This is a genomic window from Enterobacter cloacae complex sp. CDL013, from assembly GCF_049238805.1.
GTDB lineage: Bacteria > Pseudomonadota > Gammaproteobacteria > Enterobacterales > Enterobacteriaceae > Enterobacter > Enterobacter hormaechei_C.
On record NZ_JBMKGT010000001.1, the window covers coordinates 495,267 to 518,915 of the forward strand.

Annotated in this window: 22 protein-coding genes; 18 read left to right on the plus strand and 4 right to left on the minus strand. The window is 57.1% G+C overall.

Annotated elements, in window-relative coordinates:
* Window positions 1-42 precede the first annotated feature (42 nt).
* From ACOTXD_RS02370 to queE, 3 genes are read left to right on the plus strand one after another with little or no spacing between them, the layout of a single operon-like run.
* On the plus strand, window positions 43-1,602 hold the full coding sequence (locus ACOTXD_RS02370) for a maltose/glucose-specific PTS transporter subunit IIC (RefSeq protein ID WP_061856291.1): 1,560 nt from the start codon (window positions 43-45) through the stop codon (window positions 1,600-1,602).
* Window positions 1,602-2,309 carry an N-acetylmannosamine-6-phosphate 2-epimerase gene (locus ACOTXD_RS02375; RefSeq protein ID WP_061856847.1) on the plus strand — a complete coding sequence of 236 codons (708 nt, stop codon included), beginning with the start codon at window positions 1,602-1,604 and terminating at the stop codon, window positions 2,307-2,309. Before ACOTXD_RS02370 ends, ACOTXD_RS02375 begins: the two co-directional genes overlap by 1 nt.
* A 54-nt stretch (window positions 2,310-2,363) precedes the next feature.
* Window positions 2,364-3,035: a 7-carboxy-7-deazaguanine synthase QueE gene (gene queE, locus ACOTXD_RS02380; protein WP_006811780.1), complete on the plus strand. Its 672-nt coding sequence runs from the start codon at window positions 2,364-2,366 to the stop codon at window positions 3,033-3,035.
* A gap of 17 nt (window positions 3,036-3,052) precedes the next feature.
* On the opposite strand, the gene ACOTXD_RS02385 is transcribed toward queE, so the two are convergent.
* Together ACOTXD_RS02385 and ACOTXD_RS02390 are read right to left on the minus strand one after the other, a co-directional pair.
* Window positions 3,053-4,450 (minus strand): MFS transporter, encoded by a 1,398-nt coding sequence (locus ACOTXD_RS02385; RefSeq protein ID WP_023323679.1) that lies wholly within the window; start codon window positions 4,448-4,450, stop codon window positions 3,053-3,055.
* A 27-nt stretch (window positions 4,451-4,477) separates the two neighbouring features.
* On the minus strand, window positions 4,478-5,647 hold the full coding sequence (locus tag ACOTXD_RS02390) for a M20 aminoacylase family protein (protein ID WP_045895446.1): 1,170 nt from the start codon (window positions 5,645-5,647) through the stop codon (window positions 4,478-4,480).
* A gap of 171 nt (window positions 5,648-5,818) precedes the next feature.
* Here ACOTXD_RS02390 and ACOTXD_RS02395 point away from each other — a divergent pair, with 171 nt between their 5' ends.
* Window positions 5,819-8,173 (plus strand): helix-turn-helix domain-containing protein, encoded by a 2,355-nt coding sequence (locus ACOTXD_RS02395; RefSeq protein WP_061856848.1) that lies wholly within the window; start codon window positions 5,819-5,821, stop codon window positions 8,171-8,173.
* Here the strand turns inward: ACOTXD_RS02395 and queD are convergent.
* The gene (gene queD, locus ACOTXD_RS02400) at window positions 8,158-8,523 is read right to left on the minus strand and encodes a 6-carboxytetrahydropterin synthase QueD (RefSeq protein WP_006811776.1); all 366 of its coding nucleotides are present in this window, start codon (window positions 8,521-8,523) and stop codon (window positions 8,158-8,160) included. The two genes, ACOTXD_RS02395 and queD, sit on opposite strands and share 16 nt — an antisense overlap.
* A gap of 303 nt (window positions 8,524-8,826) precedes the next feature.
* Between queD and cysJ the strand changes: the two genes are divergently transcribed.
* From cysJ to cysH, 3 genes are read left to right on the plus strand one after another with little or no spacing between them, the layout of a single operon-like run.
* Window positions 8,827-10,632 (plus strand): NADPH-dependent assimilatory sulfite reductase flavoprotein subunit, encoded by a 1,806-nt coding sequence (gene cysJ, locus ACOTXD_RS02405; RefSeq protein ID WP_003862698.1) that lies wholly within the window; start codon window positions 8,827-8,829, stop codon window positions 10,630-10,632.
* A complete protein-coding gene (gene cysI, locus ACOTXD_RS02410; RefSeq protein WP_003862696.1) occupies window positions 10,632-12,344 on the plus strand; it encodes an assimilatory sulfite reductase (NADPH) hemoprotein subunit in 1,713 nt (570 codons plus the stop codon). The genes cysJ and cysI overlap by 1 nt, the downstream gene beginning before the upstream one ends.
* A 15-nt stretch (window positions 12,345-12,359) precedes the next feature.
* A complete protein-coding gene (gene cysH, locus ACOTXD_RS02415) occupies window positions 12,360-13,094 on the plus strand; it encodes a phosphoadenosine phosphosulfate reductase (RefSeq protein WP_003862694.1) in 735 nt (244 codons plus the stop codon).
* A gap of 543 nt (window positions 13,095-13,637) precedes the next feature.
* Here the strand turns inward: cysH and ACOTXD_RS02420 are convergent.
* A complete protein-coding gene (locus ACOTXD_RS02420; RefSeq protein WP_023314743.1) occupies window positions 13,638-14,681 on the minus strand; it encodes an aminopeptidase in 1,044 nt (347 codons plus the stop codon).
* Between the two features lie 237 nt (window positions 14,682-14,918).
* On the opposite strand from ACOTXD_RS02420, the gene cysG reads away from it, so the two are divergent.
* The 11 genes from cysG (at window position 14,919) to ACOTXD_RS02475 (ending at window position 23,627) form a co-directional block, all read left to right on the plus strand.
* Window positions 14,919-16,277: a siroheme synthase CysG gene (gene cysG, locus ACOTXD_RS02425; RefSeq protein WP_022651777.1), complete on the plus strand. Its 1,359-nt coding sequence runs from the start codon at window positions 14,919-14,921 to the stop codon at window positions 16,275-16,277.
* A 9-nt stretch (window positions 16,278-16,286) separates the two neighbouring features.
* Complete coding sequence (gene cysD / locus ACOTXD_RS02430; protein WP_006811770.1) at window positions 16,287-17,195, plus strand: sulfate adenylyltransferase subunit CysD; 909 nt, start codon at window positions 16,287-16,289, stop codon at window positions 17,193-17,195.
* A gap of 9 nt (window positions 17,196-17,204) precedes the next feature.
* The gene (gene cysN / locus ACOTXD_RS02435; protein ID WP_045343681.1) at window positions 17,205-18,629 is read left to right on the plus strand and encodes a sulfate adenylyltransferase subunit CysN; all 1,425 of its coding nucleotides are present in this window, start codon (window positions 17,205-17,207) and stop codon (window positions 18,627-18,629) included.
* Entirely contained in the window at window positions 18,629-19,234 is a 606-nt protein-coding gene (gene cysC / locus ACOTXD_RS02440) for an adenylyl-sulfate kinase (RefSeq protein ID WP_126501347.1), read from the plus strand. Before cysN ends, cysC begins: the two co-directional genes overlap by 1 nt.
* A 58-nt stretch (window positions 19,235-19,292) precedes the next feature.
* Window positions 19,293-19,619, plus strand: coding sequence for a DUF3561 family protein (locus tag ACOTXD_RS02445; RefSeq protein WP_006811767.1), 327 nt, complete (start codon window positions 19,293-19,295; stop codon window positions 19,617-19,619).
* A 79-nt stretch (window positions 19,620-19,698) separates the two neighbouring features.
* On the plus strand, window positions 19,699-20,010 hold the full coding sequence (gene ftsB / locus ACOTXD_RS02450; protein WP_003862095.1) for a cell division protein FtsB: 312 nt from the start codon (window positions 19,699-19,701) through the stop codon (window positions 20,008-20,010).
* 19 nt (window positions 20,011-20,029) lie between these two features.
* A complete protein-coding gene (ispD, locus tag ACOTXD_RS02455; protein ID WP_022651774.1) occupies window positions 20,030-20,740 on the plus strand; it encodes a 2-C-methyl-D-erythritol 4-phosphate cytidylyltransferase in 711 nt (236 codons plus the stop codon).
* Complete coding sequence (gene ispF / locus ACOTXD_RS02460; RefSeq protein WP_058652613.1) at window positions 20,740-21,219, plus strand: 2-C-methyl-D-erythritol 2,4-cyclodiphosphate synthase; 480 nt, start codon at window positions 20,740-20,742, stop codon at window positions 21,217-21,219. Before ispD ends, ispF begins: the two co-directional genes overlap by 1 nt.
* Window positions 21,216-22,265 (plus strand): tRNA pseudouridine(13) synthase TruD, encoded by a 1,050-nt coding sequence (gene truD / locus ACOTXD_RS02465; protein WP_022651773.1) that lies wholly within the window; start codon window positions 21,216-21,218, stop codon window positions 22,263-22,265. Before ispF ends, truD begins: the two co-directional genes overlap by 4 nt.
* Window positions 22,246-23,007: a 5'/3'-nucleotidase SurE gene (surE, locus tag ACOTXD_RS02470; RefSeq protein WP_017382816.1), complete on the plus strand. Its 762-nt coding sequence runs from the start codon at window positions 22,246-22,248 to the stop codon at window positions 23,005-23,007. Before truD ends, surE begins: the two co-directional genes overlap by 20 nt.
* Window positions 23,001-23,627 carry a protein-L-isoaspartate(D-aspartate) O-methyltransferase gene (locus ACOTXD_RS02475; protein WP_015571709.1) on the plus strand — a complete coding sequence of 209 codons (627 nt, stop codon included), beginning with the start codon at window positions 23,001-23,003 and terminating at the stop codon, window positions 23,625-23,627. The genes surE and ACOTXD_RS02475 overlap by 7 nt, the downstream gene beginning before the upstream one ends.
* The last annotated feature ends 22 nt before the right edge of the window (window positions 23,628-23,649 follow it).

Genomic DNA, 23,649 nt, shown 5'->3' on the forward strand with positions numbered 1-23,649 from the left:
TATGTGGTAAAAATTTTCATCAACAACCAGGGGGATAAAAAAATGATGCAAATGTTCAGCGGAGCGTCTTCCGGCGGATGGTTTGAAAAAGCGCAGCGCTTTGGCAAATCCTTTATGTTACCCATCGCCATACTGCCCGCAGCAGGTCTGTTGCTGGGGATCGGCGGGGCGCTATCGAATCCGAATACGCTTACCGCGTATCCATTTTTAGACGTTGGCTGGCTACAGGCCATCTTTACCATCATGAGCAGCGCAGGCTCGATTGTGTTTGCAAACCTGTCGGTACTGTTTGCTGTTGGGGTCGCCGTTGGGCTGGCGAAAAATGATAAAGGCACGGCAGGGCTGGCGGCGTTGCTCGCTTATCTGGTGATGAATGCCACTATCAATGCGCTGCTGATCCTGACCGGAAAACTGGCGCATGAGAACCCGGGCGCCGTAGGGCAGGGCATGACGCTGGGTATTCAGACGCTTGAAACGGGCGTGTTTGGTGGGGTAGTTATTGGGCTGGTGACCTGCGCACTGCATCATCGATTTAATAAAATCGCGCTTCCGCAATTCCTGGGCTTTTTTGGCGGCTCGCGCTTTGTTCCGATTATCAGCTCGCTGGCGGCGATACTCGTCGGGGCGCTCATGACCGTTGTTTGGCCGCACTTCCAGAAGCTGATCTTTGGCCTCGGCGGTCTGGTGGACGCCACCGGCTATCTGGGCACCCTGCTGTACGGTTTTATCCTGCGCATGCTTGGCCCGTTTGGTTTGCACCACATCTTCTATCTTCCGTTCTGGACCACCGCGCTTGGCGGCAGTGAAATTGTTAACGGTCACCTGGTTGAGGGCACACAGCGGATCTTCTTCGCCCAGCTCGCCGACCCGAACACGCAGCATTTCTATGAGGGCACGTCGCGCTTCATGTCCGGGCGCTTTATTACCATGATGTTTGGCCTGCTGGGCGCCTGCCTTGCGATGTACCACACGGCCAGGCCGGAGAATAAGAAGCGCGTCGCCGGGCTGCTGCTTTCTGCGGCGTTAACTTCTTTCCTGACCGGCATTACTGAGCCTGTCGAGTTCTCATTCCTGTTTATTGCCCCTGTGCTGTACGTCATTCATGCGCTGTTTGACGGGCTGGCGTTCATGCTCGCGCACATTCTGCACATCACCATCGGACAAACTTTCTCCGGCGGGTTTATTGATTTCGTGCTGTTCGGCATTTTGCAGGGGGAAGCGAAAACTAACTGGATGTTCGTCCCGCTGGTGGGCGTACCGTGGTTCTTCCTTTACTACTGTACCTTCCGCTATCTGATCAAACGTTTTGATTTTGCCACGCCGGGCCGTGAAAAGGAGGCGTTGGCTGACGAGGCTACCCTGCCGCAAAGCGAGCGCGCCGCGGCGGTGATCGCCGGGCTGGGAGGAAAAGACAATCTGGATGACGTTGACTGCTGCGCCACGCGCCTTCGCGTCACGGTGAAAGACGGTAGCAAAGTCAATGAATCTGCACTGAAAGCGACCGGCGCGCGCGGCGTAATCGTCCGCGGCAACGGTGTCCAGGTCATCTATGGCCCGCACGTCACCATTATCAAAAACGAAGTGGAAGAGATCTTATCGTAATGAAAACTGTACTGGATAACCTGAAAGGAAAACTGGTCGTCTCCTGCCAGGCGCTGGAAAACGAACCGCTGCACAGCCCGTTTATTATGTCGCGAATGGCGCTGGCGGCGGCCCAGGGCGGTGCCGCTGCGATCCGCGCCAATAGCGTGGTGGATATCGAGGCTATCAAAGGGCTGGTCTCACTGCCGGTCATCGGCATCATCAAACGAGACTATCCGGACAGCGAGGTGTTCATCACCGCGACGCTCAAAGAAGTGGATGAGCTGATGGCGGTCGCCCCGGAGATCGTTGCGCTGGATGCGACCGCCCGGAAACGGCCCGGTGGCGTATCGCTGGACATGCTGATCGCGCAGATCCGCACCCGTTACCCTTCGCTGCTGCTGATGGCGGATATTGCCACCATGCAGGAGGCCGTGACCGCGCAGGTGCTGGGATTTGATTGTGTCGGAACCACCCTTTACGGTTATACGGCGGAGACCGCGGGCCATTCGCTACCGGAAAATGACTGCGCGTTTTTGAAAGAGGTGCTGTCTGCCGTCACGATCCCCGTGATTGCCGAAGGTAACGTGGATACCCCCGATCGCGCGGCCAGGTGTCTGGCGCTGGGGGCGCACACGGTTGTCGTCGGCGGGGCGATCACCCGACCGCAGCAAATTACGGAACGGTTTATGGCGGCAATTGGCGCGCAAAGCACCGATGGAGCATGATCATCTGACGGGGATCTGCGATACTTATCGTTTATCCCCTTAACAGAGTTGACTATGCAGTACCCGATTAACGAGATGTTCCAGACCCTTCAAGGCGAGGGTTACTTTACCGGCGTTCCCGCTATCTTTATTCGTTTACAGGGATGCCCGGTTGGCTGCGCCTGGTGTGATACCAAACATACGTGGGATAAGCTCGCAGATCGGGAAGTGTCGCTGTTCAGCATTCTGGCGAAAACCAAAGAGAGCGATAAATGGGGCGCGGGCAGCGCGGAAGATCTGCTTGCCATTATTGGTCGTCAGGGCTGGACGGCGCGGCACGTGGTGATCACCGGCGGGGAACCCTGCATTCATGATCTGATGCCGCTCACCGAACTGCTCGAAAAGAACGGCTATAGCTGTCAGATTGAAACCAGCGGTACCCATGAAGTGCGCTGCTCCCATTCAACGTGGGTAACGGTTTCACCGAAAGTGAATATGCGCGGCGGGTATGACGTACTGTCGCAGGCGCTTGAGCGTGCTGATGAGATCAAACATCCGGTGGGGCGCGTGCGTGACATCGAAGCGCTGGATGAACTGCTGGCGACGCTGACGGACGAAAAGCAGCGCGTGATCGCGCTACAGCCTATCAGCCAGAAAGACGATGCGACCCGTCTGTGCATTGAAACCTGTATCGCCCGCAACTGGCGCCTGTCGATGCAGACGCACAAATATCTGAACATTGCCTGATACTTTTGTGGCCCCGCTTAACGCGGGGCTTTTGTTGTTGGCAGTAATGCCCAGGTCACTACGGCTGACCCAAGGCAAATCGCACTGTTGAAAAGCAAGGCATACTGCGCGGCACTGGCCGTTCCCATCGGCAGCCATAGCGCGTACAGCGATGCGGTGACCGCGATCCCCATTGCGCCGCCCAGGGAACTGCCCATCTTATAGATCCCTGAAGCCACCCCCACTTTGTTTTCAGGGGCATTCATTACCGCCGTGTCCGTTGAGGGCGTGGCGTAACATCCGAGCCCCAGCCCGAATAAAATATTGCTCAGAAAGACGGTGACAATGTAGACCTCTTTGCTTAAGAAGGTGCATGAAATCAGCGTAATACCTGTTGCGGTCAGCAGCGGGCCGGTCATCATCGGCAGCCTGGCGCCATAGCGCTGAAGCAGTTTTTCTCCCACCCGGATCATCGCCAGTACGGTAACCAGATACCCCAGCGTCATCATGCCGGTCTGTAGCGGTGACAGATGATGGCCTTGCTGCAACCAGATGCTGGCGATCATCATGGTGCCAATGCAGCCGTTGAGCAGGAAATTTGAGAATACCGAGGCGCTATAGGCCCGGTTTTTAAACAGGGCGAAATCGATCAGTGCCGCATCGCCTTTCCGTCGCCCGGTAACGACAAAGCACATCAGTGCAATCACGGCTCCACACAGTACAAGAAGCGATAAACTGCTGCTCCAGCCCCAGCTGTGTCCTTTGCTGATAAACAGATTGAACAGCACCAGCATAAGGACAAAACTCACCAGGCCGCTGATATCCAGTTTGTGTCGACACGCATCAGGGCTGCGGCTTTCCGGGGTGGCGCGGATAAGCAATAGCGCGGCCAGAGCCACCACCATGGAGAAAATAAATATCCAGCGCCAGCCCAGCGTGGTGGCGATGGCGCCTCCCACAAACGAGCTCAGGCCACTGCCGCCCCAGGAGCCGATAACCCAGAAACTGATGGCGCGCTGGCGTGCTTTACCGTCATACCAGGTCTTAATCAGCGCCAGCGTGGCGGGCATGATGCAGGCCGCTGATAGCCCCTGTATCGCTCTTCCCAACAGAAACAGGACGGGCTCCCATGAAATGAACAGCAGACCACTCCCGATCATGCTCAGGATCAGGCCAATCATGGTCAGTCGCATGCGCCCAAACTTATCGGCAAACCCACCGCAGGCAACGACAAAACAGCCGCTGAACAATGCGCTAAGGCTGACGGCCAGCGTAAGGGTTTCGAGGGCAATATCGAGGCTATTCTGCATGGCCGGAACCACGTTGATAACCGACTGGGCAAACAGCCAGAATGTCAGAACGCTCATGACGATACCCGCCAGCAGCCGATCGTTACCGGCGTAGGCGGATGCGCCTGTCAGGGAAACGGTACTCATAGTGCAGCCCTCCCGGGAAGGTGCGAATCAGCGCAGATAGTGTTCGGTCAGTGCGGCCCACAGCGCCGCGCCGGTGAGGAGAATGTTGTCGTTAAAGTCGTAACCCGGGTTATGTACCATGCAGCGGTCCGGCTCATCGCCGGCGCCAAGGGTGAAATAGCATCCATTGGGATTTTTCTCGAGCATGAAAGCAAAGTCTTCGCTGCCCATAAACGCATTCACCTCCGCGACGGAATCCTGACCGAACAGATCGGTGGCGACGTTGCGCACCATCTCATTGGCTTGCGGATTGTTTTTCAGTACCGGGCTGCCGTTAATGTGTCGAATGGTGGCCGTCGCATTGAAACTTTCCGCCTGTGCAACGGCGATATCATGGATACGCTGTAGCACGGTTTGCCGCACGCGTTCATCCAGCGTGCGCACGGTAAGTTTCATCAATACTTTGTCGTTGATAATGTTGGGGGCATGTCCGGCCTGAATGCTGCCTACGGTAACGACGGCAGGCTGGAAGGGGGTAATGTTGCGCGAAATAATGGACTGTAAAGCGATAGTGATATGACAGGCAACCAGGGTGGCGTCAACGGTATGTTCTGGCACCGCACCGTGACCCCCCACGCCGTTAACCTCAATATGAAGGGTGTCGGAAGAGGCCATCATGGCGCCATCGCGCAGACCAATTTTTCCGAGGGGCTGTGACGGCATATTGTGCAGACCAAAGATGTGGTCGCAGGGGAACAGGTCAAACAAACCGTCCTCTACCATAACGCGTCCGCCATACAGAAGTTCTTCCGCGGGCTGAAAAATAAGGTGCAGCGTGCCGTTAAAATTACGGGTGCGTGCCAGGTACTCCGCTGCATACAGGAGCGTTGTGGTGTGGCCGTCATGACCGCAGCCGTGGAATTTACCCTCAACGGTACTGCTCCACGCCTTGCCGTTGTTTTCCTGCATTGGCAGCGCATCCATATCGGCGCGCAGGCCCAGGCGTTTATGCCCGTTACCCACCTTCAGTGTGCCGACCACACCGGTTTTCGCCAGCCCGCGATGAACCTCATATCCCCATTCCTGAAGCAGCGCAGCAACGCGATCGCTCGTGTTGTGCTCCTCAAAACCAATTTCAGGATGCTGATGAAAATAGCGCCGTAATTCAGTGAACCGAGCTTCGTTGCCACGCAGAGCTTCGATAATTGGATGTGTCATTTTTGTTATCCTTTTTCTGCCAAACGATGATAATTTCGAGTCTATGACGATCGTCCCGCCTGAAAATGCATTTTTTTGTTGTAAAGCGACGGCTTTATTTTGATTGTTTTTCATACAATTCAGTTATGACAAAAAAGATCAGGTCATTTTTTGTCTTTGGTGAGGGGTAAGATGGCGCAACGGGGAGATGAGTTTTGGATAGAGATTCAGGACATTCGCCACTGCGTGGAGGATGAAGGCGATACGCTAACGTTGCTCTGGATGCTGGAAGGGCGGGCAGAGCTGAACACCGATGTGGGACATGACATCCTGGAGGCCAATACCCTTGCCATCATAAACCGTCATCGGCGCTGGCAGTTCACGAGCGAAACGGCAAATGTCACCCTGCGCGTAACCCTTTCCGGGCGCTGGGTCGTCCAGCTCTGCAATGATTTTTTTGCCCATGATTATGCTGTACCGGCAGAAGCCGGAGGCGTCTGGCCCCAATGCGATGCGCTTCGCGATCTGCTGCGCCAGCTTCTTGTGGTCACCCTCATCAACGACCCGCACCGCTACCGGCTGGAGGCGTACCGCTGGCTGAGCGAGATATTGCTGTTGCTGACCAGCCGCTTTCAACAGCCCGCCCGTATGCTGTCCCGGGAACTTTCCTCAGCGCACAGCAAACGCATCGCCCGGGTGATAGAGCGGATCAATGCCAGTTATTCCCGCCGTATTACGCTTGCGGAAATCGCCGCGAGTGAATATGTTTCTGAAGCCTGGCTCTCTCGTCTCTTTCGCAAGGAGGTGGGTATCAGTTTCATGCAGTACATCACCCGCCTGCGGCTGGAAAAGGCGGCCGACGCTCTCCGGCTGACGAACCGACCGCTGCACCAGATTGCGCTTGAGCAGGGTTTCGCCAGCACGCGTATGATGAGCGATCGGTTCAGGCGTGTTCACAATATGTCTCCGGGTGAGTTTCGTAAGGCCCGACGCCAGCACCCGGAGGCGGCACGTATTCGGACGGACAGGCGTGAGCAGCGCTATCCGATCGCCGTGGACAAGCTGTTTAGCCTGCTCAATGAACCGGTGGTGCGCGGTTGGGGAGCCTCGCCGCTCGTCGTTCACCCGCAGCAGGAGCAGAGACTGGATCTTGAGCAGCTCAATCCTCTTTCTGCCTCGCTGCGCCGTATGCGGGTGGTCATTACCCTGCGTGAGCTCGACGATTTGCTCCGTGAGGACGTTCGACAAAATCTGGAGGCGATAAATCAGGCCATTCCCATTGAGGGAATTGATATCGCCGAACCTTTTCTCAGCAGTCGTCTGTTTGCTACCGGGTGGGATGACCCCCAGATGGCAGGCTACGCCTGCTGGTACAATCTGCATCAGCTCTTCACCTGGCTGGCAAAAAAGCAGTGGACGGTGCTACTGCACACCGGCGTAACGACCCGCCGCGATCTTCTCACCCGCTTTTTACAACAGTCGGTTAATCATTTTGCGCCAGAGATCACCGCGGGCTGGCACTTCGTCATGCACTGGTCAACACAGGCGAGTGAGGAGACCCGGGAGCAGGTCTGGCTGGCCCAGCAAAAGGCAATACGAACTTATCTTCCGCAGGCAAAGTTTGGTTTATGGCACCGATTTGCCCCCGTCAGCGCGGGCGTAAGCGACGATACCCTGTTCAGTTCAGCCATCCTGATGCAGGCCGATTTTCTTGCCTGTTCTGCCGATGCCAATGAACTTCTCGATCCCGCGCAGCTGGAGGTAACCCCTCTCTCCTCAACGGAAAATTATCCGATACTGAAGGTCCGCCAGATCCTCGCTGCCCTTCGCCTGCGAAAATGTTCGCTTCCCGTCTGGCTTCTCTCCTGGAATACCCTCACCGGCAACACGCGGGCGACAAACGGCTGGTTTTTCCGTGGGGCGCTGCTGATGCAGAACCTGCTCGGGCTTTCGGAGCAGGTCTGGCTGGCGGGATTCTGGCTCAATTCGGGTCTTCAGGGAGAAGCCCGTGCGAACAACACCATCGATACCTCAAGCCTTGCGCTACAGTATAACCATGGTCTGCCGCGTCCGGTTTATTGGGTACTCTGGCTCTGGCAACGTCTGCGGGGCGAGGTGCTGGTCAATGATAAGCGTGTCCTGCTTACGCGCCATCGCAATGGTTATCAGCTGTTGCTGCGTAATGTGGTGGTTTTTAATCCGCTCCTATCCAGTGAAGAAGCCTTCATCCAGCGTTTTCGCCAGCAGTATCATTTACACCTGAAGGGAATGCGCGGTAAATGGCGAATTAAATGCCATCTGTTTGATCAGCACAACGGCGCGCTCTATCCGTTGCTTGAAGGGGTTGGCAGCGAAAGCGGCCCCGATGAAGAGATGTGGCGCTGGATAGCGCATAAAGCGCGTCCAACGCTTTCCGTACGCGATGAACGCCTTTATGACGGCTGGCAACTGAGTGAATCACTGGAGAGTAATGCGCTGGTGCTCTACGAGTTTACGCCGCTCGTGCCTCGTGAGGCCGAAACGGAGGAGATTCACTCCCCGCGGTAGACGCAGCCTGCCGTGCAGGTCTCTTTGATCATCACCGCGCTCAGCAGCGGGACCAGCGGTTTCATCTGATCCCAAATCCATTTCGCCAGCACCTCGCTGGTCGGGTTTTCAAGGCCCGGAATATCATTCAGATAGTAGTGATCGAGACGATCGTAGGTCGGCTTAAACGCGGCCTTCAGTTCGGCAAAGTCCATGATCCAGCCCGTATGGGGATCGACTTCACCGGTGATTTCAAGACGCACCATAAACGAGTGTCCATGCAGGCGGCCACATTTGTGCCCGGCAGGAACGTGTGGAAGGTGGTGTGCGGCTTCGAAGGTGAAATCTTTAAACAGTGTGGTGGACATCATAGCTCTCAGGAATGCGGAAAAAACCGCCGCATAGTACCGGAAAGCACAATTTTTATCATTAACTAAAACGGCTCTGAACTATCGCCGCCTCGTATTCATGGTGTTTATCGACTTTTTTTGTTTTATTTCAGATGGTTATTTAATCGCTTTTATCGTTAAGAACGATAACTAAAACAGGTTAGTCCATTTGGTTATTTATTATTTCCATCCCTTCTTTAATTGTTATTATCCCCGCCGTTAACCTTATCTTCAGTTTGGATTTATTCGCTTAAAGTCCGCTTTGCTACTGGAACATAACGACGCATGACAACACAGGCCCCACCTTCAAATTTGCTTCCCCTTAACCCGGAGCAACTGGCGCGCCTCCAGGCCGCGACTTCCGATTTTTCACCCACCCAGCTCGCCTGGGTCTCCGGCTATTTCTGGGGAATGCTGAACCAGCAGCCGGGTGCTGTGGCTGGCGTCCCGCCAACGGCCGTTGAAATTCCTGCCATCACGCTTATCTCCGCTTCGCAAACGGGTAATGCCCGTCGTGTGGCCGAAGCGCTGCGTGATGACCTGCTCGCCGCGAAGCTGAACGTTAACCTGGTCAACGCCGGGGATTATAAATTCAAACAGATCGCGTCAGAAAAACTGCTGGTGGTGGTGGCGTCAACGCAGGGCGAAGGCGAGCCTGCGGAAGAAGCCGTCGCGCTGCATAAGTTCCTGTTCTCGAAAAAAGCGCCAAAGCTCGAGGGCACCGCCTTTGCCGTCTTCGGCCTCGGTGACACGTCCTATGAATTTTTCTGCCAGTCCGGTAAAGATTTCGACAGCAAGCTGGCGGAGCTGGGTGCAGAGCGCCTGCTGGATCGCGTAGACGCTGATGTCGAATACCAGGCCGCCGCCGCCGAATGGCGGGCGCGCATCGTTGAGGTGCTGAAGGCCCGCGTCCCGAAAGAGACGCCAGCGCAGGCCGCCGTTACCGCAGCGGGCACCGTCAACGAAATCCACACCAGCCCTTACACGAAAGAGGCGCCGCTGACGGCGACCCTGTCGGTAAACCAGAAAATCACGGGCCGTGATTCGGAAAAAGACGTGCGCCATATCGAAATCGATCTCGGTGACTCCGGCCTGCGTTATCAGCCTGGCGATGCGCTGGGCGTCTGGTATCAGAACGATCCGGCGCTGGTGAAAGAGCTGGTCGAACTGCTGTGGCTGAAAGGCACAGAGCCGGTCCAGGTGGAGGGTAAAACCTTACCGCTCTCTGAGGCGCTTCAGTGGCATTTCGAGCTGACGGTGAACACCGCCAACATCGTTGAAAACTACGCCACCTTAACCCGCAGCGAATCGCTCCTTCCGCTGGTCGGGGATAAGGCGAAGTTACAGCAATACGCGGCGACAACGCCGATTGTCGATATGGTGCGTTTCTCACCGGCACAGCTGGATGCCGACGCGCTGATCGGCCTGCTGCGTCCACTGACGCCGCGTCTTTACTCCATCGCCTCCTCACAGGCGGAAGTGGAAAACGAAGTCCACATCACCGTTGGCGTGGTGCGTTACGACATCGAAGGCCGCGCGCGGGCGGGCGGGGCCTCGGGCTTCCTGGCCGACCGCGTGGAAGAAGAGGGCGAGGTGCGCGTCTTTATCGAGCACAACGACAACTTCCGTCTGCCGGCGAACCCGGAAACGCCGGTGATCATGATTGGCCCGGGCACCGGCATCGCACCGTTCCGCGCCTTTATGCAGCAGCGTGCAGCGGACGAGGCACCGGGTAAAAACTGGCTGTTCTTCGGCAACCCGCATTTTACCGAAGATTTCCTCTACCAGGTTGAATGGCAGCGCTACGTCAAAGAGGGTGTGCTGACCCGCATCGATCTGGCCTGGTCTCGTGACCAGAAAGAAAAAGTATACGTACAAGACAAACTGCGCGAACAGGGCGCAGAGCTGTGGCGCTGGATCAATGACGGTGCCCACATTTATGTCTGCGGCGACGCCAATCGCATGGCGAAAGACGTTGAGCAGGCACTGCTGGAAGTGATTGCCGAATTCGGCGGTATGGATGCCGAAACGGCGGATGAATTTTTAAGTGAGCTGCGCGTAGAGCGCCGTTATCAGCGAGATGTCTACTAATGAGCGAAAAACATCCTGGCCCACTGGTGGTCGAAGGCAAACTGTCTGATGCCGAGCGCATGAAGGTAGAGAGCAACTACCTGCGCGGTACCATTGCCGAAGATTTAAATGACGGCCTGACCGGCGGTTTCAAAGGCGACAACTTCCTGCTGATCCGTTTCCACGGTATGTACCAGCAGGACGACCGCGATATCCGCGCCGAACGTGCCGAGCAGAAGCTGGAGCCGCGTCACGCGATGCTGCTGCGCTGTCGTCTGCCGGGTGGCATCATCACCACCAAACAGTGGCAGGCGATCGACAAGTTTGCCCATGACAACACGATTTACGGCAGCATTCGTCTGACCAACCGTCAGACCTTCCAGTTCCACGGCATTCTGAAGAAGAACGTCAAGCCGGTTCACCAGATGCTGCACTCCGTGGGTCTGGACGCGCTGGCGACCGCCAACGACATGAACCGTAACGTGCTCTGCACCTCGAATCCGTACGAGTCCGAACTGCACGCCGAAGCGTACGAGTGGGCGAAAAAAATCTCCGAACATCTGCTGCCACGCACGCGTGCCTATGCGGAGATCTGGCTCGATCAGGAGAAAGTCGCCACCACCGATGAAGAGCCGATCCTCGGTCAGACCTACCTGCCGCGTAAGTTCAAAACCACGGTGGTGATCCCGCCGCAGAACGATATCGACCTGCACGCCAACGACATGAACTTCGTGGCGATTGCCGAAAACGGCAAGCTGGTCGGCTTTAACCTGCTGGTGGGCGGCGGTTTGTCCATTGAGCATGGGAACAAGAAAACCTACGCCCGCACCGCGAGCGAGTTCGGCTTCCTGCCGCTGGAGCACACGCTGGCAGTGGCTGAGGCGGTGGTTACTACCCAGCGCGACTGGGGTAACCGTACCGATCGTAAAAACGCGAAAACCAAATACACTCTGGAGCGCGTAGGCGTCGAGACGTTCAAAGAAGAAGTGGAGCGTCGCGCGGGCATCAAGTTTGAGCCGATCCGCCCTTACGAATTTACCGGTCGCGGCGATCGCATCGGCTGGGTTAAAGGTATCGATAATAAATGGCACCTGACGCTGTTTATCGAAAACGGCCGTATTCTTGATTATCCGGGCCGTCCGCTGAAAACCGGCCTGCTGGAAATCGCGAAGATCCACAAAGGCGAGTTCCGTATCACCGCTAACCAGAACCTGATCGTCGCCAGCGTGCCGGAAAGCGAAAAGGCGAGAATTGAAGAGCTGGCCCGCGAGCACGGGTTGATGAATGCGGTGAGCGCGCAGCGTGAAAACTCGATGGCCTGCGTGTCGTTCCCGACCTGTCCGCTGGCGATGGCCGAAGCCGAGCGTTTCCTGCCGTCCTTCACTGATAAAGTGGAAGCGATTCTGGAAAAACATGGTATTCCGGACGAGCATATTGTTATGCGCGTGACGGGCTGCCCGAACGGCTGCGGTCGCGCGATGCTGGCCGAACTCGGTCTGGTAGGGAAAGCGCCGGGTCGCTATAACCTGCACCTGGGCGGTAACCGTATCGGGACGCGTATTCCGCGTATGTTCCGCGAGAACATCACCGAGCCGGAAATTCTCGATTCCCTCGACGTGCTTATCGGACGCTGGGCGAAAGAGCGCGAAGCGGGTGAAGGCTTCGGCGACTTTACGGTACGTGCGGGCATCATTCGCCCGGTGCTCGATCCCGCAAGGGATTTCTGGGAGTAACCACGAGAGGTAATTATGTCCGTACTCGATCTAAACGCGCTTAACGCATTGCCAAAAGTCGAACGCATTCTGGCACTCGCAGAAACTAACGCCCAACTGGAAAAGCTGGACGCCGAAGGGCGTGTGGCGTGGGCGCTGGAAAACCTGCCGGGAGACTATGTGCTTTCGTCGAGCTTTGGCATTCAGGCGGCGGTCAGTCTGCATCTGGTGAATCAGATCCGTCCGGACATTCCGGTGATCCTCACCGATACCGGCTATCTGTTCCCGGAGACCTATCAGTTTATCGACGAGCTGACGGATAAGCTCAGGCTGAACCTGAAAGTCTACCGTGCGACGGAAAGCGCGGCCTGGCAGGAGGCGCGTTACGGCAAGCTGTGGGAGCAGGGCGTTGAGGGCATTGAGAAATACAATGAGATCAACAAGGTCGAGCCGATGAACCGGGCGCTAAAAGAGCTGAACGCTCAGACCTGGTTTGCGGGCCTGCGCCGCGAGCAGTCCGGGAGCCGGGCCACGCTGCCGGTGCTGGCGGTGCAGCGCGGCGTGTTCAAAGTGCTGCCGATCATCGACTGGGATAACCGCACGGTGTATCAGTATCTGCAAAAGCACGGGCTGAAGTACCATCCGCTGTGGGATCAAGGCTACCTGTCGGTAGGCGACACCCACACCACGCGTAAATGGGAACCGGGAATGGCGGAAGAAGAGACGCGATTCTTCGGGCTGAAGCGCGAGTGCGGGCTGCACGAAGGGTAATGTTTTTTCGCCCGGTGGCGCTGCGCTTACCGGGCCTACAACGGCTTAATTCTCCCTCTCCCCGTGGGTGGTTCCCCAGTAATTTGAAAGCAAAAGCGATAACGTTGCCTCAGAATAACTGAGGGCTTTCAGCGATGCCTCGGTCCGGCTGTAAATCGCTGAGGCGTTTCCTGTAGGCCGGGGCGAGGCGCAGGGATGCGCCGAGAGGGCGGGCTTTACAGGGATGTTACCTCCGCCCGTCCCCGATAAGCCGGAAGGAAAAAGCCGGAGGCACCGCGAAGCGGCGATTTTCCGCCGGAAGCCCGGGTCGCCAGGGTGGTGGCGACTGAGCCACCCTGGCACGTTCACCGGTCATGTCGTGACAGAGTAGCAAGGAACATAAAGTGAACGGAATGACCACCAGAGCCGTATGTTCCCCCTCACCCCAGCCCTCTCCCTCAAGGGAGAGGGGGCCGTCTGTGCAGGCATTATTTTGTGGGGAACCCTCAGCCCCGTGGGAGAGGGTTGGGGTGAGGGCATAAGGCCGCACTATGCTTAACGGCCTCAGGCTTTCCCCGCTTTCGCCAGCTCCTTCACCAGCGGCAGCATCACTTTCACGACATCCCGGCTGCGGTGCTCAATCCGCTGCGGCAGCGCTTTATCAATGTGCTGCTGATTATCCAGCCGCACATCATGCCAGCTGGTCCCGTCCGGGAAGGCTTTCGATTTGCTGCGCTGCTGATAGCCATCTTTTTTGCCCAGCGCCCAGTTCGTCGCCTCGACGTACAGCACCGGAATGCCCGCCTTATCAAACACTTCACCGTCATTACAGCAGCCTGTGCCTTTAGGATACTCCGGGTTACCGCCCGGATTTGTCGCGGCATAGACGCCATGCGTGCGGGCAAGCGCCAGCGCGCGGTCGCGGGTGAGTTTACGTACGCTGCTCGGCGTGCTCTGTCCGCTATTAAAATAGAGCTTATCCCCCACGATCAGATTATCGAGGTTAATCACCAGCAACGTATTTTTCTTCTCCTCAGCGCTCATGCGCTTAAGGAGATTCTCAGCGCCGAGTTTTCCTTCTTCTTCGCCGCTGGTCGCAACAAAGCGAATGCTGTATTTCGTCGGAATATTCTTCAGGCGTTCGGCCAGCTCAAGCATCACGCCCAGACCCGCCGCATTATCATCCAGTCCCTGAAGCGTCAGCCCGCCGAGATTATTATCGACATCGGCATCGCTCAACGGCGTGTAGGTATCAAGGTGCGCCATAATAATAATCTGCTCAGCCGCCTTTCCTTCGTGCGCCGCAATAACCGTGCTGCCAGTTACGTTATGCCAGTTTTGCGTTTTATTGCGAGTGGTATAGATGTAGCGGCTGTGGAAAGCGCGAATGTCGCTTTCATAGCCCATATCCGCAAACTGCTGACGAATATAGTCTGCCGAGAGCATCTCGGCTGGGGTTCCGGTCATACGGCCCGGAAAGACCGTCGCAATATGCCGCGCCTGCATACTGGCTATTTCACCGTAAGATGGATTTTTTGCCTGAGCCGGAAGGATAAAGCAAACGCCGAGCGCCAGGGCAACGAATCGGTGGCGCATTGCGGAAAACATAGTGAGTCCTTAAAAACAGAGCAAAATTTTAACCCGCATAGTATGAAACTGTGATCGGGTAGACACAATTTGAATTGCTCTTAAATGCCCGAAATTTCGCGTGTTAAGCACTTTTTGATATTTGCTTTTCCACGGCGTTATTCCATTGAGTAACTACTCATTCCAATTCGTAATTTCATTCGATCTAAGCCGCCCCCTATAGTCCCTTTATTCGTGGTTGTTAGTGAGTTGTTGCCTGTGGACTATCTCCCCCTTTTTGCTGCCTTAAAAGACCGACCGGTATTGGTTGTCGGGACGGGTGAAATTGCCGATCGCAAAATCGCCTTCCTGCAACGCGCCGGGGCGCAGGTGCAGATCGTTGCAGAGGCGGATTTTGCAGAGTCTCAGATCGACAGCGTGGTACTGGTGATTGCGGCAACCGAAGATCGGGCGCTCAACAGCCGAATCTCCGACGCAGCCCAGGCCCGTCACCGCCTGGTGAACGTGGTAGACGACCAGCCGTTATGTTCATTTATCTTCCCGTCGATTGTCGACCGCTCGCCGCTGCTGGTGGCGATCTCCTCCGGCGGCACCGCCCCGGTGCTGGCGCGCGTGCTGAGAGAAAAAATCGAAGCGCTGCTGCCGACCAGCCTCGGACGCATGGCGGAGAAGGCCAGCTACTGGCGCAACCATCTGAAAACGCGTCTGACCAGCGTGACGGAACGCCGTCGCTTCTGGGAGCGTGTGTTTCGCGGCCGCTTTGCCAGCCTGATGCAGGCCGGTAACGAGACGGCGGCGCAACAAATCCTCGAAGACGAACTGGATAACCCCGGCAGTACGGGCGGGGAGATCATTCTGGTGGGTGCCGGGCCGGGCGATGCCGGGCTGCTCACGCTGCGTGGCCTCCAGGTTCTTCAGGATGCGGATGTCGTGTTCTACGACCACCTGGTCACCGACGGTATTCGCGAGCTGATCCGCCGTGACGCGGAGCAAATCTGCGTCGGCAAACGTGCCGGCGAGCACTCCGTGCCGCAGCACGACACCAATCAAATGCTGATTGCCGCTGCGAAAGCGGGCAAAACCGTGGTGCGCCTGAAAGGGGGCGATCCGTTTATCTTCGGTCGTGGTGGCGAGGAGTTGCAGGCGGCAGCCGAAGCGGGCGTCCCGTTCCAGGTGGTTCCCGGCATTACGGCGGCGTCTGCCGTCACGGCCTACGCAGGTATTCCGCTGACCCATCGCGATTACGCCCAGAGCGTGACCTTTGTGACCGGGCACTATAAAGCCGACAGCACGCCGTTTGACTGGTCGCATCTCGCCCAGAGCCGACAAACGCTGGCGATTTATATGGGCACGATGAAAGCGGCAGACATCAGCGAACAGCTTATTCAGCACGGTCGCGATGCGGCGACGCCGGTAGCGGTGATCTCCCGCGGGACACGCGTCGATCAGCATGTCGCCATCGGCACTTTACAAGACCTTGCAACCCTGGCGAAAGACGCCCCAATGCCCGCCCTGATTGTGGTGGGAGAAGTGGTGCAGCTGCACAGCACGCTCGCCTGGTTCCAACACACAACCGACACAGAAGGCTTTGGCGCTTCTGTTATAAATTTGGCTTAAGGAACGGTTATGGACCAAAAACGACTTACTCACCTGCGGCAGCTCGAAGCGGAAAGTATCCACATTATCCGCGAAGTGGCCGCCGAGTTTTCTAACCCGGTGATGATGTACTCCATCGGTAAAGATTCCAGCGTCATGCTGCACCTGGCGCGTAAAGCGTTTTATCCGGGTACGCTGCCGTTCCCGCTGCTGCACGTGGATACCGGCTGGAAATTCCGCGAGATGTACGAGTTTCGTGACCGTACCGCCAAAGCCTACGGCTGCGAGCTGCTGGTGCACAAAAACCCGGAAGGGGTGGCGATGGGTATCAACCCGTTCGTGCACGGCAGCGCCAAGCATACCGACATCATGAAAACCGAAGGGCTGAAGCAGGCGCTGAATAAATACGGTTTTGATGCGGCCTTCGGCGGCGCGCGCCGTGACGAAGAGAAATCCCGCGCCAAAGAGCGTATCTACTCTTTCCGCGACCGCTTCCACCGCTGGGACCCGAAAAACCAGCGTCCGGAGCTGTGGCACAACTACAACGGCCAGATCAACAAGGGCGAAAGCATTCGCGTCTTCCCGCTCTCCAACTGGACCGAGCTGGATATCTGGCAGTATATCTATCTGGAAAATATTGAGATCGTTCCGCTGTATCTGGCGGCCGAGCGCCCGGTGCTGGAGCGCGACGGCATGCTGATGATGATCGACGACGATCGCATTGATTTACAGCCGGGCGAAGTGATCAAAAAACAGATGGTCCGTTTCCGTACTCTCGGCTGCTGGCCGTTGACCGGCGCGGTGGAATCCAGTGCGCAGACGCTGCCGGAGATCATCGAGGAGATGCTGGTATCGACCACCAGTGAGCGACAGGGCCGCGTGATTGACCGCGACCAGGCAGGCTCCATGGAGCTGAAGAAACGTCAGGGTTATTTCTAAGGAGCCGCCATGAATACGACTATTGCCCAACAAATTGCCGATGAAGGCGGCGTAGAAGCTTATCTGCACGCCCAGCAGTACAAAAGTCTGCTGCGTTTCCTGACCTGCGGCAGCGTTGATGACGGGAAAAGCACCCTGATAGGACGTCTGCTGCACGACACGCGCCAGATCTACGAAGATCAGCTCTCTTCCCTGCACAATGACAGTAAACGCCACGGCACCCAGGGCGAAAAACTCGACCTGGCGCTGCTGGTAGACGGCTTGCAGGCGGAGCGCGAGCAGGGCATTACCATTGATGTCGCCTATCGCTACTTCTCTACCGAAAAGCGCAAATTTATTATCGCCGACACCCCGGGGCACGAGCAGTACACTCGTAACATGGCGACCGGCGCGTCCACCTGTGATCTGGCGATCCTGCTGATCGACGCCCGTAAAGGTGTGCTGGATCAGACTCGTCGTCACAGCTTTATCTCTACGCTGCTGGGGATCAAACACCTGGTGGTGGCGGTGAACAAAATGGATCTGGTGGACTACAGCGAAGCGCGATTCGACGAGATCCGTCAGAGCTACCTGACCTTTGCTGAACAGCTGCCGGGCAACCTCGATATTCGCTTTGTGCCGCTGTCGGCGCTGGAAGGGGATAACGTCGCCTCTCAGAGCGGGAACATGCCGTGGTACAGCGGCCCGACGCTGCTGGAAGTGCTGGAAACCGTTGAAATTCAGCGCGTGGTTGATACCCAGCCGATGCGCTTCCCGGTGCAGTACGTGAACCGTCCGAACCTCGATTTCCGCGGCTTCTCGGGCACCATTGCGTCCGGCGCGGTGAAGGTGGGCCAGCGCGTGAAGGTGCTGCCGTCCGGTGTGGAATCGGCCATTGCCCGAATCGTCACCTTTGATGGCGATCTGGAGGAAGCCGGAGCAGGTGAAGCGGTAACCCTGGTACTGAAAGACGAAATTGATATCAGCCGCGGCGACCTTCTGGTCGACGCGCAGGAAACGCTGGCGGCGGTGCAGGGCGCATCCGTAGACGTGGTGTGGATGGCGGAACAGCCGCTGACCGCAGGCCAGAGCTATGACATTAAAATCGCCGGCAAGAAAACCCGCGCCCGCGTGGACGGCATTCAGTTTCAGGTGGACATCAACAACCTGACCCACCGTGACGTGAGCGAGCTGCCGCTGAACGGCATCGGTCTGGTGGATATGACCTTCGACGAGCCGCTGGTGCTGGATCCGTATCAGCAGAACCCTGTTACGGGCGGGCTCATCTTCATTGACCGCCTGACTAACGTTACCGTCGGTGCCGGCATGGTGCGCGAGCCTGACGCGCAGGCGAGCGTGACGTCTGAGTTCAGCGCCTTCGAGCTGGAACTGAACGCGCTGGTGCGTAAGCACTTCCCGCACTGGGGCGCACGCGATCTGCTGGGAGGCAAGTGATGGCCGCCCATGATGAGAACGTCGTGTGGCATCCTCATCCGGTCACCGTCACCCAGCGCGAACAGCTCCACGGTCACCGTGGGGTTGTGCTGTGGTTTACCGGGCTGTCTGGCTCCGGTAAATCCACGGTGGCAGGCGCACTGGAAGAGGCGCTGCATCAGCAGGGGGTGAGCACCTACCTGCTGGACGGCGACAACGTGCGTCACGGCCTGTGCAGCGATTTAGGGTTCAGCGATGAAGATCGTAAAGAGAACATTCGTCGGGTGGGGGAAGTCGCCAGCCTGATGGCGGATGCCGGGCTGGTGGTGCTGACGGCGTTTATCTCACCGCACCGCGCCGAACGTCAGATGGTGCGTGAGCGCGTGGGGCAGAATCGCTTTATTGAAGTGTTTGTGGATACCCCGCTGGCAATCTGCGAAGCGCGCGATCCTAAAGGGCTGTACAAAAAAGCCCGCGCGGGAGAGCTGCGAAACTTCACCGGCATTGACTCCGTTTACGAAGCGCCTGAATCCCCTGAGATTCAGCTGGAAGGTCAACAATTGGTAACAAATTTAGTAAGCCAATTATTAGACCTGCTCAGACGGGACGATATTATCAGATCCTGAGACGGTATCGTTCGGGAGCTGTCTTCCCGAGCGATGAGTCACGGTCACAGGATTAGCTATGCGCAACAGTGAAAACTACATGATTACCACCGGGTCGGAACCGTTAACGACCGACGACGAGACGACCTGGTCCTTCCCTGGGGCGATAGTCGGCTTTGTGTCGTGGCTATTGGCGCTGGGTATCCCGTTTTTGATCTACGGTGGTAACACCCTCTTTTTCTTCCTCTATACCTGGCCTTTCTTTTTGGCGCTGATGCCCGTTGCGGTGGTTGTGGGCGTGGCGCTGCACTCCCTTTTCAACGGCAAGCTCCTGTATAGTACGCTCATCACTATCGCCACCGTTGTGGTCATCTTTGGCCTGCTGTTTTTATGGCTGATGGGCTAACTTACGGCATAATTAAAACCCCGCAGTAGAGTCCAGCGGAAAGTTATGGGATGATGATGCCGTTTTTTCAGGGGGCAGGATGGGTAAACTAACGCTGCTGTTGCTGGCTTTGCTGGTCTGGCTGCAATATTCGCTGTGGTTCGGCAAAAACGGACTGCACGACTACAGCCGGGTGAGCGATGACGTCGCGGCACAGCAGGCGACAAACGCCAAACTTAAAGCGCGTAACGATCAACTTTTTGCTGAAATTGATGACCTCAATGGCGGCCAGGAGGCGATTGAGGAGCGCGCACGCAATGAACTCAGTATGACTAAGCCGGGCGAAACGTTTTATCGCCTGGTTCCGGATGCGTCTAAACGCAATCAGGGCTCCGCACAAAACAATCGATAATCAGGCCCAGGATTACGACATGGCAGCAACTTTTTCGGACGTCTGTGCCGTGGTGCCGGCCGCAGGTTTTGGCCGGCGCATGCAGACAGAATGTCCTAAGCAGTACCTCTCAATTGGCGATAAAACGATTCTCGAGCACGCCGTGGCGGCGCTGCTGGCGCATTCTCGGGTGAAACGCGTTGTTATTGCCATCAGCCCCGGCGATGCACGTTTTGCTCAGCTCCCGCTGGCGAATCACCCTCAGATTACCGTCGTTGACGGCGGCGCAGAGCGGGCTGACTCCGTTCTGGCGGGCATTCAGGCTGCTGGGAACGCGCAGTGGGTGCTGGTGCACGATGCCGCGCGTCCCTGTCTGCATCACGACGATCTGTCACGTCTGCTGGCCCTGAGCGAAACCAGTAACGTGGGCGGCATTCTGGCCGCCCCGGTGCGTGACACCATGAAGCGTGCCGAACCGGGTAAACCGGCGATTGCCCACACCGTCGAGCGCGTCGATCTATGGCACGCGCTGACGCCACAATTTTTTCCCCGCGAATTACTCCACGACTGCTTAACGCGTGCGCTTAAAGAAGGTGCGACCATTACGGACGAAGCCTCGGCGCTGGAGTATTGCGGTTTCCACCCCACGCTTGTTGAAGGGCGCGCTGATAATATAAAAGTGACGCGCCCGGAAGACTTACAGCTCGCGGAATTTTATCTTACCCGTACGACCCCTCAGGAGAAGGCATAATGCGTATTGGACACGGTTTTGATGTACACGCCTTTGGCAGCGTTGGCCCAATTATCATTGGCGGCGTGCGCATTCCTTACGAAAAAGGTCTGCTGGCGCATTCTGATGGCGACGTGGCGCTGCATGCGCTGACCGACGCGCTGCTGGGTGCCGCCGCGCTGGGCGACATTGGCAAACTGTTCCCGGACACCGATCCTGCTTTTAAAGGCGCAGACAGCCGCGAACTGCTGCGCGAAGCCTGGCGTCGTATTCAGGCCAAAGGCTACACCCTTGGCAACGTTGATGTGACGATCATTGCCCAGGCACCGAAGATGTTGCCGCACATCCCTCAGATGCGTGTGTTTATCGCTGAAGATCTGGGCTGCCATATGGACGACGTCAACGTCAAAGCGACCACCACGGAGAAGCTGGGCTTTACCGGTCGTGGCGAAGGCATTGCCTGTGAAGCCGTGGCGCTGCTGGTGAAGGCGGCCAAATGACGGATTTCGACAACCTGACGTATCTGCACGGTGAACCGCAGGGCAAGGGGCTGCTGAAAGCCAACCCTGAAGATTTCGTGGTAGTGGAAGATCTCGGTTTTGAGCCGGACGGCGAAGGCGAGCACATCCTGGTGCGCATTCTGAAAAACGGCTGCAACACCCGCTTCGTGGCGGACGCGCTGGCAAAATTCCTCAATATTCACGCCCGCGAAGTGAGCTTTGCCGGTCAAAAAGATAAACATGCCGTGACCGAACAGTGGCTTTGCGCCCGCGTGCCCGGCAATGCCATGCCCGATTTAAGCAAATTTGAGCTTGAGGGCTGTAAGGTACTGGAATACGCCCGCCATAAACGCAAATTGCGTCTGGGAGCGTTAAAAGGCAACGCGTTTACGCTGGTGCTGCGCGAAGTGACCGAACGCGAAGACGTTGAAAAACGCCTGAAGGCCATTAACGAACGCGGCGTGCCAAACTATTTCGGCGCACAGCGCTTTGGCATTGGTGGCAGCAACCTGCTGGGCGCGCTGCGCTGGGCGCAAAGCGGTGCACCGGTGCGCGATCGTAATAAACGCAGTTTTTGGTTGTCGGCGGCCCGCAGTGCGTTGTTTAATCAGATTGTGAGCGAACGGCTGAAAAAACCGGACGCGAATCAAGTTGTTGTCGGCGATGCGCTACAATTAGCGGGACGCGGAAGCTGGTTTGTGGCAACGGCCGATGAGATGGCCGATGTCCAGTCGCGCGTGGACGCTAAAACGCTGATGATTACCGCCGCCTTGCCGGGTTCAGGCGACTGGGGAACCCAGGGTGAGGCGCTGGCCGCTGAGCAGTCAGCGGTGGCGGATGCGCCAGAATTACAATCGTTGCTGGTGCGGGAAAAGGTCGAGGCGGCGCGCCGTGCGATGCTCCTCTACCCGCAACAGCTGAGCTGGAACTGGTGGGATGACGTAACCGTCGAGTTACGCTTCTGGCTGCCGGCAGGTAGCTTTGCCACCAGTGTTGTCAGGGAACTTATCAACACGTCGGGTGATTATGCGAATATTGCTGAGTAACGATGACGGGATCCATGCGCCAGGTATTCAGACGCTGGCGAAACACCTCCGCGAATTTGCGGATGTGCAGGTCGTGGCTCCCGATCGTAACCGCAGTGGCGCGTCTAACTCATTGACGCTGGAGTCTTCACTTCGCACCTTTACCTTTGAGAATGGCGATATTGCCGTCCAGATGGGGACGCCGACCGACTGCGTGTTTCTGGGCGTAAATGCGCTGATGCGCCCTCGGCCGGATGTTGTGGTCTCCGGCATCAATGCCGGGCCAAATCTTGGCGATGATGTGATTTACTCCGGCACCGTGGCCGCGGCGATGGAAGGGCGTCACCTGGGTTTCCCGGCGCTGGCGGTCTCGTTAAACGGCCACACCCACTATGACACTGCCGCCGCGGTGACCTGCTCCATTCTCCGTGCGCTTGGCCGCGAGCCACTGCGTACCGGACGTATCCTTAATATTAACGTGCCGGATCTACCACTGGACGAGATTAAAGGGATCCGCGTGACGCGCTGCGGCAGTCGCCACCCGGCCGATCAGGTTATTCCCCAGCAGGATCCCCGCGGCAATACCCTGTACTGGATCGGCCCGCCGGGAGATAAATGCGATGCCGGGCCAGACACCGACTTTGCTGCGGTGGATGAGGGTTACGTTTCCGTTACGCCGTTGCACGTAGATTTAACCGCTTATAGCGCGCATGATGTGGTGTCGGACTGGTTAGATCGGGTCGGAGTGAACGCGCAATGGTAAGTAAACGTGTACAAACTCTTCTGGAACAATTACGCGCACAGGGGATTGCCAACGAGCAGGTGCTGGATGCGCTTGCCCAGGTTCCCCGTGAGAAGTTTGTAGATGAGGCGTTTGAACACAAAGCGTGGGAAAACGTGGCGCTGCCCATCGGGCAAGGCCAGACGATTTCGCAGCCCTACATGGTGGCGCGTATGACGGAGCTTCTGGAGTTAACGCCAGACTCCCGGGTGCTGGAAATTGGCACCGGTTCAGGGTATCAGACCGCGATCCTGGCCCACCTTGTGCACCATGTCTGTTCCGTGGAACGGATTAAAGGGTTGCAGTGGCAGGCGCGCCGTCGCCTGAAACAGCTTGATTTACATAATGTATCGACACGCCACGGCGATGGATGGCAGGGTTGGCAGGCTCGCGCCCCGTTTGACGCCATCATTGTCACGGCAGCGCCACCTGAAATCCCCGCTGCACTTCTCTCGCAGCTGGACGAGGGCGGCATTCTTGTTTTGCCCGTCGGCGATGAGCAGCAGCTTTTAAAGCGCGTTCGTCGACGCGGCGGCGAGTTTATTATCGATACCGTGGAAGCCGTACGCTTTGTGCCCCTGGTTAAGGGCGAGCTGGCCTGAGACTCGGATTTTTCCAGGGTTA